At 52.6% G+C, this 13,408-nt stretch carries 12 protein-coding genes and 1 pseudogene; 4 read left to right on the forward strand and 9 right to left on the reverse strand.

The features are described 5' to 3' along the window. Positions 1–2 precede the first annotated feature (2 nt). The 6 genes from MRY16398_RS08580 to MRY16398_RS08605 all read right to left on the reverse strand — a co-directional run bounded on the left by MRY16398_RS08580 (position 3) and on the right by MRY16398_RS08605 (position 7,949). Positions 3–1,811 carry an extracellular solute-binding protein gene (locus MRY16398_RS08580; protein ID WP_125124171.1) on the reverse strand — a complete coding sequence of 603 codons (1,809 nt, stop codon included), beginning with the start codon at positions 1,809–1,811 and terminating at the stop codon, positions 3–5. A gap of 95 nt (positions 1,812–1,906) precedes the next feature. Next, complete coding sequence (locus MRY16398_RS08585) at positions 1,907–3,463, reverse strand: cyclic di-GMP phosphodiesterase (protein WP_125124172.1); 1,557 nt, start codon at positions 3,461–3,463, stop codon at positions 1,907–1,909. 193 nt (positions 3,464–3,656) lie between these two features. After that, positions 3,657–4,220 carry a bifunctional murein DD-endopeptidase/murein LD-carboxypeptidase gene (gene mepS, locus MRY16398_RS08590; RefSeq protein ID WP_039079949.1) on the reverse strand — a complete coding sequence of 188 codons (564 nt, stop codon included), beginning with the start codon at positions 4,218–4,220 and terminating at the stop codon, positions 3,657–3,659. Between the two features lie 434 nt (positions 4,221–4,654). After that, on the reverse strand, positions 4,655–5,347 hold the full coding sequence (locus MRY16398_RS08595; protein WP_039079950.1) for a phosphatase PAP2 family protein: 693 nt from the start codon (positions 5,345–5,347) through the stop codon (positions 4,655–4,657). Positions 5,348–5,389: 42 nt separating this feature from the next. Further along, on the reverse strand, positions 5,390–6,367 hold the full coding sequence (locus MRY16398_RS08600; RefSeq protein ID WP_107223799.1) for a CobW family GTP-binding protein: 978 nt from the start codon (positions 6,365–6,367) through the stop codon (positions 5,390–5,392). Positions 6,368–6,482: 115 nt separating this feature from the next. Continuing rightward, positions 6,483–7,949 (reverse strand): mannitol dehydrogenase family protein, encoded by a 1,467-nt coding sequence (locus MRY16398_RS08605; protein WP_125124173.1) that lies wholly within the window; start codon positions 7,947–7,949, stop codon positions 6,483–6,485. A 203-nt stretch (positions 7,950–8,152) separates the two neighbouring features. On the opposite strand from MRY16398_RS08605, the gene uxuA reads away from it, so the two are divergent. Further along, positions 8,153–9,343 (forward strand): mannonate dehydratase, encoded by a 1,191-nt coding sequence (uxuA, locus tag MRY16398_RS08610; RefSeq protein WP_039079952.1) that lies wholly within the window; start codon positions 8,153–8,155, stop codon positions 9,341–9,343. A 68-nt stretch (positions 9,344–9,411) separates the two neighbouring features. Here the strand turns inward: uxuA and yeiP are convergent, their stop codons facing one another. Next, positions 9,412–9,984, reverse strand: coding sequence for an elongation factor P-like protein YeiP (gene yeiP, locus MRY16398_RS08615; protein ID WP_039079953.1), 573 nt, complete (start codon positions 9,982–9,984; stop codon positions 9,412–9,414). A gap of 145 nt (positions 9,985–10,129) precedes the next feature. Here yeiP and MRY16398_RS08620 point away from each other — a divergent pair, with 145 nt between their 5' ends. Next, a complete protein-coding gene (locus MRY16398_RS08620) occupies positions 10,130–10,384 on the forward strand; it encodes a YkgJ family cysteine cluster protein (RefSeq protein WP_071195677.1) in 255 nt (84 codons plus the stop codon). On the opposite strand, the pseudogene MRY16398_RS08625 reads toward MRY16398_RS08620, so the two are convergent. Both MRY16398_RS08625 and MRY16398_RS08630 read right to left on the reverse strand, forming a co-directional pair. Further along, positions 10,381–10,518: pseudogene (locus MRY16398_RS08625) on the reverse strand (MGMT family protein); the annotation flags it as partial. The gene MRY16398_RS08620 and the pseudogene MRY16398_RS08625 sit on opposite strands and share 4 nt — an antisense overlap. 49 nt (positions 10,519–10,567) lie before the next feature. Further along, positions 10,568–10,954 carry an isocitrate lyase/phosphoenolpyruvate mutase family protein gene (locus tag MRY16398_RS08630; RefSeq protein WP_232034389.1) on the reverse strand — a complete coding sequence of 129 codons (387 nt, stop codon included), beginning with the start codon at positions 10,952–10,954 and terminating at the stop codon, positions 10,568–10,570. Positions 10,955–11,335: 381 nt separating this feature from the next. Between MRY16398_RS08630 and fruB the strand changes: the two genes are divergently transcribed. Together fruB and fruK are read left to right on the forward strand one after the other, a co-directional pair. Continuing rightward, on the forward strand, positions 11,336–12,466 hold the full coding sequence (gene fruB / locus MRY16398_RS08635; protein WP_039079955.1) for a fused PTS fructose transporter subunit IIA/HPr protein: 1,131 nt from the start codon (positions 11,336–11,338) through the stop codon (positions 12,464–12,466). Continuing rightward, the gene (fruK, locus tag MRY16398_RS08640; RefSeq protein ID WP_039079956.1) at positions 12,466–13,404 is read left to right on the forward strand and encodes a 1-phosphofructokinase; all 939 of its coding nucleotides are present in this window, start codon (positions 12,466–12,468) and stop codon (positions 13,402–13,404) included. The genes fruB and fruK overlap by 1 nt, the downstream gene beginning before the upstream one ends. Positions 13,405–13,408: the final 4 nt, after the last annotated feature.

The following is a 13,408-nucleotide window of genomic DNA, read 5'->3' on the forward strand; positions in this document are numbered from 1 at the left end:
CCTTAGCGTCTGTCTGCGGGCAGTTTTGCCGCTTTGTTCACGTCATACCACCAGGTGTCGAAACCGAGTGAATAGACGGGGCGAATGCCTGGCATCGAGAACTTGTCCCAGTAGGCCACCTGATCGGCTGCCATATACCACATAGGCAACATGTAGTAATTCCACGTCAGCACCCGGTCGAGCGCCCGCCCCAGCGGCAGCAGTTTTTGCTTATCTCCCTGCGCCTGGATAATTTGCGCGATCAGTTTATCCAGTACCGGGCTTTTCACGCCGGGGGAGTTATAGGTTGAATCGATGTATTGCGAACTCCAGGAGATTTGCAGATCGGAACTGGGCCACGGCATTGCCCGCCACACGCGCGGCATCATGTCGTAATCGCGGGTGCGCAGACGATTGGTTATCTGCGAGTTATCGACCTGGCGGACTTCCATCGTAATACCCAGCCGCGCCAGGTTGTGCTGAAACGGCAACACCCACTGGTTGTTCCCGCCAGAAGGCAGCAGCATCTCGAAAACGAACGGTTTGCCGGTCTGGGAGTTCACCAGCTTCTGGTCTTTCATTTCCCAGCCTGCCTGCTTGAGTAGCTCACTCGCTTTCAGCAGGTTCTCCCGGTCATAGCCGTCGCCTTTGGAGACGGGTGGAGTATAAATAGAGGTGAAAACCTCCGGCGGCAGGTCGGCTTTCATCGGCGCCAGTAGCGTCAGCTCCGCGGCATCCGGATAATTGCGTGCGGCATATTCCGTGTTCTGGAAATAGCTGTTGGTGCGGCTGTAGGCGTTATAAAACAGCGCCTTGTTCATCCACTCAAAATCAAAGGCCAGCGAGACAGCTTCACGTACCCGACGGTCGGTAAACACTGGTCGCTGGATATTGAATGCCAGCCAACGGGTATCCTGCGCGGAGGTGTTTGGCTGCTCATCTTTAATGATATAGCCACGGTCAAAATTGCTGCCAATATAGCGCGTCGCCCAATTTTTTGCACTGCCCTCGGTGCGCATATCGAACGCGCCAGCTTTAAAGGCCTCAAAGGCGACATTGTCGTCCAGATAATAGTCATAGCGAATACTGTCGAAATTCCAGCGCCCGCGATTGACCGGCAGCGTCGCGCCCCAGTAGTCCTTCACGCGCGAGTAGGTCACGTACTGTCCCATCCGCCAACCGGTGATGCGATAAGGGCCGCTCCCGAGGGGAGGGGACGATAGCGGGTCGCTGAGTTTATGATCTTTCCAGAATTTCTCAGGCATAACCGGCAGTGAGAAGAGGCTAAGCATGTTCTCTTTGCCCGGTTCACCCAGTTCGATACGCACGGTTAACGGGGAGATCGCTTTTACCGTGGTGCCTTTATAGATCAGGCGGAACTGCGGCACCCCTTCGGTCATGAATTTATGGAAGGTGAATGCCACATCGCTGGCCCGAATAGGTGAGCCGTCGTGGAAGGTGGCGCGCGGATTGATCGAGACCTCGACCCATGAATAATCATCGGCGTAGCGGGCCACCTCAGCAATCAGCGGATAGTAGCTGCCCGGTTCATCATCAGAGGTGGTAAACAGGCTGTCATAGAGCGACTCGGTGCGCACGGCGGCGTTACCGCGCAGTGCAAAGCGGTTGAAGCTATCGAACGTACCGATATAGGAAAGCGTAATATTGCCGCCTTTAGGCGCAGCGGGATTCACATAGTCAAAATGTGAGAAATTGATGGCATATTTGGGCTCGCCGATAACGGCAAACGCGTAATTCTCTTTAATGGTTTGTGCATGGCTAACGGTGCCTACCAGCAGCAAACTCAAAATAAACAGGCGCACAAACTTCATCGGGCGGGATCCTTTACCTGTGGCGCTCCGGGCGCACCAACGTTTTCTCATTGAATAATAAGGGAGGGGGCGCCCGTTGTGAAATAGTTAACGGCCTAAAGTCGTGATGAAAACTGCGGGGGATGCCACATTGTGAATTGCTCAAGTGTCATTGGGCGGCTGAAATAGTAACCCTGCATAAAATTAACGCCATGTTCCCGCAGCCAGCGAGCCTGCTCTGGTGTTTCGACACCTTCTGCCACGGTGGCCATATTCAGACGTTTCGCCAGCGTCAGCACTGCATCAAGCACCGGTGACGTGACGGTTTCAGTACCAATGGCATTCACAAAGCCACGATCAATTTTAAGATAATCAACGGTGAAACGTTCAAGATAGATAAGTGCGCTGTGACCGGTGCCGAAATCATCAATGGCAATTTCATAGCCTTCATCACGCAGCCACTGGAATAATTTCACCGCCTCATTCTGGCGCAACATATCCCGCTCGGTGATTTCCAGCACCAGGCGGAAATAGTCGGCCGGAAGGGAATGGGTAAACTGGCGAATATCCCTGGCAAAACTTTCGACATGCAAATGGCCGGGCGAGATATTAATACCCAGTTTGGCCCCCTGTGGCAGCAGTGTTTGCAAGACTGGCGCATCGTGGGCAATAAGCTTAAACAGGTGCAGCGTCAGCGGCACGATTAGCTGTTGCGCCTCGGCATACTGGATAAACGCATCTGGTGGGATCTCGCCGGCAGTGGGGTGCTTCCAGCGCATCAGCACCTCGACACCGCGCACCCGTAATTCACTGGCATCAACCACTGGCTGGTACACCACATAAAACTGATTCTGTTTAATGGCGGTAAGGATCTCTTTGCCTGGACGCATTCGGATATAGAGATACCAGGCCGTCAGTAAACCCGCAAGCGTGCCCACCATGCCGCCAAACAGCAGGGCAAGCTGTACGTCTTCGGGTTCCCAGGTTTTGGTATAAAGATTAATGGTCAGCGGAAAGCCAGCAAGATGCGCTGTGCGAAACGGTGTGGCTTTCAGGGTACGTAGATCAACAAGACCCGTCGAAAAAGTGGAGATCGCGTTGTGGCCGATCCCGAGTGCAATACCGGTCAGTTCTTGTTGCTGTGAGGTATAAAGCAGGAAAGGGGTGAGGTTGACATTGAGAGATACAAAAACGCCACGGTCATCAAGCAAGGGGCTGCGGAACCACATTGCAATCGCCGGTTTGTCCGGCAACATTGGCGTGCCGTGCAAAATGACCATATCAAAGTCTTTGTGCAGATCAATTTCCGGCAGGAGATCCTTCATCGGTACGTGCATCACGCCCGTAGCGGAAGAACAAAATGCGTTATCGTTTTTGACTAATAAAAATGCGCGAACATTGGTGCTAAAAGCGGCGCGCGAGGTCAGCTCACTGGCGACATCAGCGCACTCATTGAGCGTTAGCGGCTGGAGCGTCTCAGCGGTGGTTTTGATATCGCTAAAATAGTCTGTGAGCCAGTGCTGCATGCCCGCGAGTACGGCATTCATCTTTTGTTCATGTTTCTTCTGAACAACTAAAAAATGAATCCCGCTAACGGCAATAGCCGCGAAGAGACCGACCAGAAGGCTAAACAGAAGAATTTTCCGGCTGGCGGAAAAGTTGCGGGTCAACATCACTTATATCCATATCTGCGAGTTTGAGCGAAAAAAAGCCAGGCGATTGCTCTATTTGATTTCCTGGAATATAGCCTGGAAAGTGTTAATGAGACATATAAACAGGCAAGAAAAAAGGTATAAAAAAACACCGCCGAAGCAGTGTTCTTTTATCGTTTCGCGCCAGCCAAGGGATAACCGGCGAAAACATGCGTTAGCTGCGGGACAATATGCGGCGCGCTTCGTTGTAGCGCTTCTTCCAGTAAGGTTCATCCATACTGGAAATCACCACACCACTACTTGTCGAAGCATGGACAAACTGGTTATTGCCAATGTAGATGCCTACATGGCGACCCGTTGACCCTGCTCTGAACAACACCAGGTCACCGGTACGCAAACTGGTGCGTGATACCGACTTACCCATTTCCTGCTGTTCGTAGGTTGAACGCGGTAATTCTAAACCAAACTGCTCACGGAAAGTGCGCTGGACGAAGCCGGAACAATCAATACCTTTCTTGGTGTCGCCGCCTAAGCGGTAACGTACACCTTTCCAGTCAGCATATTGATCGAGGATGCGATTTTTCACATCCAGATTACGCACCATATTTTCAAATTCATCCTGAGAGGCTTGCAGTGAAGAGATATCTTCGCCCACAGCATGCGTCTCAGAATGCATGTTTTTCGCGGTATTTGTTGAACAAGCTGATAACAGAACCGCCACTGCTACCGCGGGAATCGCCCGCAAGATATATCTCAAAATCGGCTGAGATTTGACCATGTTAATTATTTTCCCTTGAAGTCCTTAACGATAAATATCGTTATAAAAAATGCCAACGCAGCGAGAGTAATTAGCTGTATGCAATGAGACAATTACCCGTGGTCAAATCTGTGGATGAACGCACAAATTTATTTGTTATGAGAATAATTGCTCATTAGCTCAAAGCAGACCCGAGATTACCCTATCACTACGGGCATTGCGAGCGCTTTTCTGCGATTTTTTATAAGAAATTATGATACAGAAAGTTAATTATCAGGAATGGCTAAAAAAGCGGCAATTTAGGTTAAGAATCATGCAAATCGCTAATTTGAATAGTGATTGTTATGACAGGGGGATGACAGAAAAGGCGAAGTTTTGACAAATTTGCATCAGGGATCGAAAACGATCCCTGATGATTAGCGTACATCCATGTTATTAAATTGTATAAAAATTGTTTATTTTCCCGGTAGGTAACGATTAAACAGGCTAATTATTTTGTCGCTAAGTGGTGTCATCAGACACCACGGCAGGCCAATCAGCACCACAGAAAGAGAGCCAACAGCAATATCGGTAAACCAGTGGGCGCCAATCATCACGCGTGGGAATGCGAAAACCACAAAAATAATCAGGGCAATGGCGAACGCTTTTTTACCGAAATAACGCAGCATGATAGAAGAAAAAATAAGCAACATCATGCCATGATCGCCCGGGAAACTGTCTTTGGAGGCATCCTTGGTCGGGAAATCCAGTAATTCACTGACCCGATGAATGCCGCTAAAAAAGAGTGTCGGGCTTTCGCGTTTAACGGGAATAAGCAATTGCGCGAGCTGATTAATAGCCACCGCAAACAGCAACATAGTCAGGCCAATAATGACGATCCGGCGACGTCCGGCGCTGTCTTCACGCAACCAGAACGACAGCATCAGGCAACCCATGGCAATGAGCGAGCAGGCGTCAAAGGCGCGGTTGTTGGTCAGCGCGACCAGCCACAGGAAGGCACGGTTCTCAACGAGGCCGTTATTGAAGAAGTGGAAAATTGCCGCGTCCAGCGGAAACCAGAATCCATGATTAACCGGTAAATACCAGGACAGGAACAGCGCAAAACCAGCGACATTAAGCAAAAAAATAAGCGGTAAACGAGTCTTCATCTTTATCCATTTTTGAACAATACGGGCAAAACAGTAGTGTCCTTAACTTAAACGAAGCTTCAACAAACTGGCCTGCAAGGCATTCCAGTCCGCTTCGGAGGCGGTAATTAATTCAATACGGCTGTCCGGCGGCGCGACATTTTGCGTCTCAATATGCAGATCCAGCCCCTGGCGATTAATACGCACCAGCCCTTCGGGAATACGCATTACACCCTTGACGCGTTCGACTGGCGCAAGGCGCGCCCACTCAAGTAAACCAATGGTGTCAAACTGCGTATCTGCGTCAAAAATCCAACCGCACGCATGATGACCCTGGCCACTATTCAGGCTGCGTCGCCAGCGTTGATGTTCAGGCAAGCTTAGCGCCGCCAGTCCTTTTCTTTCGCCGGTGTGGTGATGATGTTCGGCACTGGTGGGAAGTGCGCGCAGATTGCGGCGTGGGTTATCCAGCAGCGACACGGGAATATTTCCCTGTGTGGCGTTGATACGCAGACGGTCGCCGCCATGTTGCTGCCACCATACTTCCAGTGCCTGTTGGCTCTCGACGCTGGCGCGGTCTTCTTTATTAGCGACAATGATGTCAGCCGCCGCAAGCTGGTCGCGGAAGTTTTCATTACCCGTCACTTTTTCGTCCAGCAACTGACGTGGGTCGATAAGGCACAAGGTCGCGCGCAAATCGATCCAGGGTTCATAGACCGGGGCAGTGAGCATATCGAGAATCTGTTTTGGATGGCCCAGGCCGGTAGGCTCAATCAGTAAACGATCGGGTTTACCCTGACGTAATAGCGTATTAAGGCCAACCTGCATTGGCAGGCCGTTCACGCAGCACATGCATCCGCCGGGGATCTCTTTTAATAAGGCCCCGCTGTCCGCCAGTAATGCGCCATCGATGCCCACTTCGCCAAATTCATTGACCAGAACGGCCCATTTTTCTTTGGGGTCTTTATTTGCCAGCATATGGAGAATGGACGTCGTCTTCCCGCTGCCAAGAAAGCCAGTAATCAGATTTGTTTTCGTCACGTTTACTCCAGCATTACGCACAATAATAAGTGCGACAATCCTGGCGAAAATTGGCAAAAAAGAGAAGGGCAGGAGCGGAGAAAGCACTTTCCGCCCCTTTTAATGGCAGAAAATGTTAAATCTGCAGGGCGTTACGCACCGCCTGGTGCGCCCCTTGCGTGCGCAACTGTTGCCATGCACTGTCGATGGCATTCACAAAACGCGGGTCGGTGGGTAAATCTGTACCGAAGATTTCACTGAGCGCCAGCAACGCCCCAACGCGCTCCCTTTCACTGCTGGTCTCGACGATAGCCCGTAACTTATCGACCAGAGGATCGCGCACATCAATGGCCTCGCCTGCGTCATCCGTTCCGCTGACATAGCGCATCCAGCCTGCCACGCCGAGTGCCAGCAACGGCCAGTGGCTTTCACGCTGTAAATGCACGCGAACGCTATCCAGCATACGCTGCGGCAGTTTCTGGCTACCGTCCATCGCTATCTGCCAGGTGCGATGTTTAAGCGCCGGGTTAGAAAAACGGGCAATCAGATTGTCTGCATATGCGTTGAGGTCCACGCCGGTAATAGCAAGCGTAGGGGCCTGTTCACCTAGCATCAACTGATGTGCGGCACGGCGAAAAACCTCATCCTGCATACAATCGCTGATATGGGCAAACCCGGCCAGATACCCCAGGTACGCGAGGAACGAATGGCTACCGTTCAGCATACGCAGCTTCATCTGTTCCCACGGGCGAACGTCTTGTACCAGTTGCACCCCTGCCACTTCCCATTGCGGACGACCGGCAACAAAGTTGTCTTCAATGACCCACTGAATATAAGGCTCGCAACTGATGGCACAGGGATCGGCAACCCCCAATTCAGCGGCAATTTCCGCCAGGGATTCGTCAGTAGCGGCCGGCACGATACGGTCCACCATGGTTGAGGGGAAACTGACATGCGTATCAATCCACTGCGCCAGCTCGGAGGAACGGGTTTGCGCCATACCCAGTACCGCGTTTTTCACGATGTGACCATTATCCGGAATATTGTCGCAAGACAGCACCGTAAAGGCGGGCAGGCCGCGCTCACGTCGACGGGCGAGCGCTTCAACCAGAATGCCTGGTGCGGAATGCGGTTCGCCAGGCTCCTGCAGATCATGGGCAATGCGCGGTTGAGTGAGGTCCAGTTTGCCGGTTGCCGGGTCGATGCAATAGCCTTTCTCGGTGATGGTCAGGGAAACAATGGCTACCTGCGGTTCGCAAAATTTTTCAATGATGGCCGCCAGTGAGTCCAGTTTGGCATTCAGACATTCGTTAACCGCGCCAACAACGTAGGCTTTATTCCCTTCAGCCCCTTTCTCCAGCACGGTGTACAGATGATCCTGCGCGCGCAACTGCGCCATAAGCTGGTCGCCGCTGAACAGGCTAATCTCGCATATGCCCCAGTCGCCCCCCAGCGCGTTCAGCACACGGTCAGTCAATAGTGCCTGATGCGCGCGGTGAAAGGCGCCAAAACCGAAGTGAACAATGCGCGAACGCAATGAACGGCGATCATATTGAGGTAACTGCACCGTTTCTGGCAGCGTTACGGAGGCAATTGTTTGCATTGAAATACACCTGTTTAACCATTAATTAACAATATGCAGTGTAAAGTTATATGACAGCAAATTGAATTGGTGTGCCTGAAATATCCGGGTAATGTGAGCTGGATCAATCATTCTTGCGGCGGCGTTTGACCCTCTCCGTTAAACATGTATGGTAGTCGTCATAGGCTTTGCGGTATTGGTATAACAACTTTGAGGATGAGGCGATGGAACAAACCTGGCGTTGGTACGGACCGAACGATCCGGTTTCATTAGATGATGTGCGTCAGGCTGGCGCAACAGGTGTTGTGACGGCACTGCACCATATTCCCAACGGTCAGGTCTGGCCGGTAGAAGAAATCAAACAGCGTCAGGCATTGCTGGCTGAAAAAGGGCTGACCTGGTCGGTGGTGGAAAGTATTCCTGTGCATGAAGATATCAAAACGCACAGTGGACAGTATGACACCTGGATTGCTAACTATCAGCAAAGCATCCGCAACCTGGCAGCCTGTGGCATCGATACCGTGTGCTACAACTTTATGCCGATCCTCGACTGGACGCGTACCGATCTGGAATACGAACTGCCGGACGGCTCTAAAGCGCTGCGTTTTGATCAGATTGCTTTTGCTGCGTTTGAACTTTATATCCTCAAACGCGACGGTGCGCAGGCTGATTACACCGAAGAAGAACAGCAGCAGGCGCAGGCCTATTTTGAAGCGATGAGCGCAGCGGAAATTGAAAAACTGACGCGCAATATTATTGCTGGTCTGCCGGGTGCGGAAGAGGGGTACACGCTGGATCAGTTCCGTGCCCGTCTGGCGGAATACGATGGCATCAACAAAGATCAGTTGCGCGAAAATATGGCTTATTTCCTGCGCGCGATTGTTGCCGTGGCTGAAGAAGTCGGCGTGCGTCTGGCGGTGCACCCGGACGATCCGCCGCGTCCCATCCTTGGCCTGCCGCGTATTGTCTCGACCATTGAGGACATGCACTGGCTGAAAAACGCGGTCGACAGCATCAATAACGGTTTCACCATGTGCACGGGTTCCTATGGTGTACGCGCCGATAACGATCTGGTGAACATGATTGAGACGTTCGGCGACCGTATTCACTTCACGCACCTGCGTTCTACCTGCCGTGAAGATAACCCTAAAACGTTCCATGAAGCTGCGCACCTGCAGGGCGATGTGGATATGGTTTCGGTTGTGGCGGCGATCCTGAGTGAAGAGCAACGCCGCAAGAAAGCCGGCGACCTGCGCCCGATTCCGTTCCGTCCGGATCACGGTCATCAGATGCTCGATGACCTGCGTAAGAAAACCAACCCAGGCTATTCGGCGATTGGTCGTCTGAAAGGGATGGCGGAAGTGCGCGGCGTGGAGCTGGCGCTTAAGAAAACGCTGTTCCGCGACCTGTTGTAATCCGCTAGCTTCGCTCTGAAATAAAAAAGGACAGTTTTCACTGTCCTTTTTTACTTTTACAGGCTGGCTTAGTCCGCACGGCCCATATAACGGCTTTCTTCAATATGAATGCGGATTTTCTCGCCGGTGGTCAGGTATTCCGGAACCTGAATCACCAGACCCGTGCTCATGGTTGCCGGTTTGGTACGTGAACTGGCTGACGCGCCTTTGATGCCCGGTGCGGTTTCAACAATTTCCAGATCAACGGTCTGCGGCAATTCCAGCGCCAGCAGTTGGCCATCCCAGGTCAGCACCTGCATATCCGGCATTCCGCCTTCCGGGATAAACAGCAGTTCTTCTTCGATCTGCTCTTTTGTGAAGGTGTACGGCGTGTAATCTTCTTTATCCATAAACACGTATTCGTTGCCATCAACATAGGAGAAGTCAACGAAACGGCGGGTCAGGGTCACGGTATCGACGATATCGTCACCTTTGAAACGTTCTTCGACTTTCAGGCCGGTGCGCACATCGGAGAAACGCATTTTATAGAGGGTTGCGGCGCCGCGGGCGCTCGGTGACTGAATATCAATATTCTTTACAATCAGCAGCTTGCCGTTGTAGTTCAGCACCATACCTTTCTTGATTTCGTTCGCTCTTGGCATCAGTGGGATCCTGTAAAATAAAAATAACGAAAATATCGCGACAAAGTACCCGCGAGGGCCTTTACAGGCAAGTGGAATCGCTGAGTTTTGCGTTTGACGGGGAAAACAGGTAGTTTGGCGGCCAGCCCAACAGAGAGTCGTGATTATGGAATGCCGTACGGATTGCGGAGCGTGCTGTATCGCCCCTTCGATTTCAAGTCCTATCCCCGGTATGCCACAGGGCAAGCCGGCCAACACGCGTTGTATCCAACTGGCGGATGACAACACGTGTAAAATTTTCGGCTCCCCGCTACGTCCAGCGGTCTGCGCCAGCCTGCAACCGAGCGCTGGCATGTGTTTCAGCGATCGGGAGGCGGCCATGACCTTCCTGATTAATCTGGAAGCCGCGACCGCACCTTAAGGCGACTCCGCGCTGTACTGATATTTCGCTTCATGCTCCAGTAACCATTTCTTGCGCGCAATACCGCCGCCGTGGCCGGTCATTGCACCGTCCTTGCCAGGGATCCGGTGGCAGGGGATGACAATCGCAATACGATAATGAACAGACTGTGTTGTTCATCAGCAAGGCGCTGGCGGATGGCGTTCAGTAGTGATGCAAATTCAGCAGAATCCTCAACATCCGCTTTCCTTGCTGAACGCGGCTGTCTTCGAGATTAGCACCGGCGACACCGAGTTCAGCCAGCGTGAGCAGGTTGTCGATAATCTGCTCAGGACTTTCACCATAGCCATACTCCATATCAACGGTCAGCGGGAGAGGGCAGCAAGCCCGTAAACGGACGAGCAGGTGGTGGAGTTCTGCGAAGGTGATGCCGTCGCCATCGTCATAGCCATACGTCGCGGCAATGGCGGCACTGGAGGTCCCCATTGCCTGATAACCCGCGGCCTGTGCGGTTCTGGCGCTGGAGACATCCCAGACATTTGCTATCAGTAACGGGCCGTCTTGTTGATGTAAAAGGGCAAAATTCATCATCACGATCCTCTGTTGAATGGCCGCTTAACGGTACCGATAAGGCGTGACGAGCAACAACCGAAAAACGGACAGGTATTTTTCCCCTCTCTTTTTTGCTCACAAAAACGGAACAACATTTCAACGATACTGCTGTGCTGATGGGTGCTGAATGTGACCTAAAAAGACGGTCAGCTTTGTTCAGCAAAAATGGGATGCCAGGGAGTGAAATGTGCAGTAGATCGTAATTTTGCAATCAAAAACGAGACTTTTCTTGATTGCTGAAGCGGAAAAGTCAAGACTTCTCGAAACGTTTCAGCGTCATCTTGTTTTCAACACATTTCAGGGTGGCGCATTATTTCTCAAGTTAGCTGAAACGATTCAGTTCAGCAGGAGAGGATTTACATGTTCCAGTTATCCGTTCAGGACATCCATCCGGGCCAGCAGGCCGGGACGAAAGAAGAGGCGATTCGTCAGATTGCTGCCGCACTGGCAGAAGCAGGCAACGTCGCCGGTGGTTATGTTGATGGCATGCTGGCGCGTGAGCAGCAGACGTCGACGTTCCTTGGCAACGGGATCGCCATTCCTCACGGGACGACTGATACCCGCGACCAGGTGTTGAAAACCGGCGTCAAAGTGTTCCAGTTCCCGCAAGGCATTCTCTGGGGGGAAGGCCAGGTCGCCTATGTGGCTATCGGTATTGCCGCCAGTTCTGATGAACACCTGGGCCTGCTGCGTCAGCTAACCCACGTCCTGAGCGATGATTCCGTTGCTGCACAACTGCAATCGGCGACCACAGCAGAAGAACTGCGTGCGTTGCTGATGGGTGAACAGCAAGTGGCGTCGCTGAAACTGGATAACGATACCCTGAGCCTTGACGTTGTCGCCAGCGACCTGGTGACGCTGCAGGCGCTGAACGCTGCGCGGCTGAAAGAAGCGGGCGCGGTTGATGCTGTCTATGTGGCACGCGCGATTAACGAACAACCGCTGAATCTCGGTCAGGGGATCTGGCTGAACGACAGCGCACAGGGCAATCTGGCGAGCGCGGTGGCTGTCAGCCGTGCTGCAAAAGCATTTGATGTGAACGGTGAAAGCGTTGCGCTGCTGGTCAGCGTAGCAATGGCTGATGACCAGCCGGTTGCTGTACTTAAACGTCTGAGCAATCTTCTGCTCGACAATAAAGCTGACCGTCTTCTGAGCGCAGATGCCGCTACCCTGCTGGCACTGTTGACCAGCGATGACGCTATTGCTGACAACCTGCTGACCGCCGAGTTTGTTGTACGCAATGAACATGGCCTTCATGCCCGTCCGGGCACCATGCTGGTGAATACCATCAAACAATTTAATAGTGAAGTGACTGTCGCAAACCTCGACGGTACCGGTAAATCCGCCAATGGTCGTAGCCTGATGAAAGTGGTCGCGCTGGGCGTGAAGAAAGGTCACCGTCTGCGCTTCACCGCACAGGGCGATGATGCTGAACAGGCGCTGAAAGCGATTGGCGAAGCCATCGCTGCCGGTCTGGGGGAGGGCGCATAATGAGCAGACGTGTCGCTACTATTACCCTTAACCCTGCCTATGATCTGGTCGGGTATACCCCGGAAATTGAACGCGGTGAAGTGAACCTGGTTCGCACTACCGGCCTGCATGCTGCGGGTAAAGGTATCAACGTGGCGAAAGTGCTGAAAGATCTGGGCATCGACGTGACCGTTGGCGGTTTCCTGGGTAAAGACAACCAGGACGGTTTCCAGCAATTGTTCAGCGAACTGGGCATTGCTAACCGCTTCCAGATTGTCCAGGGTCGTACCCGTATCAACGTGAAGTTGACGGAAAAAGACAGCGAAGTCACTGACTTCAACTTCTCCGGCTTCGAAGTGACGCCGGCAGACTGGGAACGTTTTGTTGCAGACTCGCTGACCTGGCTGGGTCAGTTCGACATGGTTTGTGTCAGCGGCAGCTTGCCATCGGGTGTGAGCCCGGAAGCCTTTACCGACTGGATGACGCGCCTGCGCAGCCAGTGCCCATGCATCATTTTCGACAGCAGCCGCGATGCGCTGGTTGCTGGTCTGAAAGCTGCGCCGTGGCTGGTTAAACCTAACCGTCGCGAACTCGAAATTTGGGCTGGTCGCAAATTACCGGAATTGAAAGATGTGATCGACGCGGCGCATGCGCTTCGTGAACAAGGAATTGCCCATGTGGTTATTTCACTGGGCGCGGAAGGGGCGTTGTGGGTTAACGCTTCGGGCGAATGGATCGCCAAACCGCCGTCAATGGAGGTGGTAAGCACCGTTGGCGCAGGGGATTCAATGGTTGGCGGTCTGATTTATGGCCTGTTAATGCGAGAGTCCAGTGAACATACATTGCGCCTGGCCACTGCCGTGGCAGCACTGGCCGTTAGCCAGAGCAATGTAGGTATTACCGATCGTACCCAGTTAGCCGCGATGATGGCGCGTGTTGACTTAAAACCCTTTAACTAACAGC

The organism is Phytobacter sp. MRY16-398, from assembly GCF_003925915.1.
GTDB lineage: Bacteria > Pseudomonadota > Gammaproteobacteria > Enterobacterales > Enterobacteriaceae > Phytobacter > Phytobacter diazotrophicus.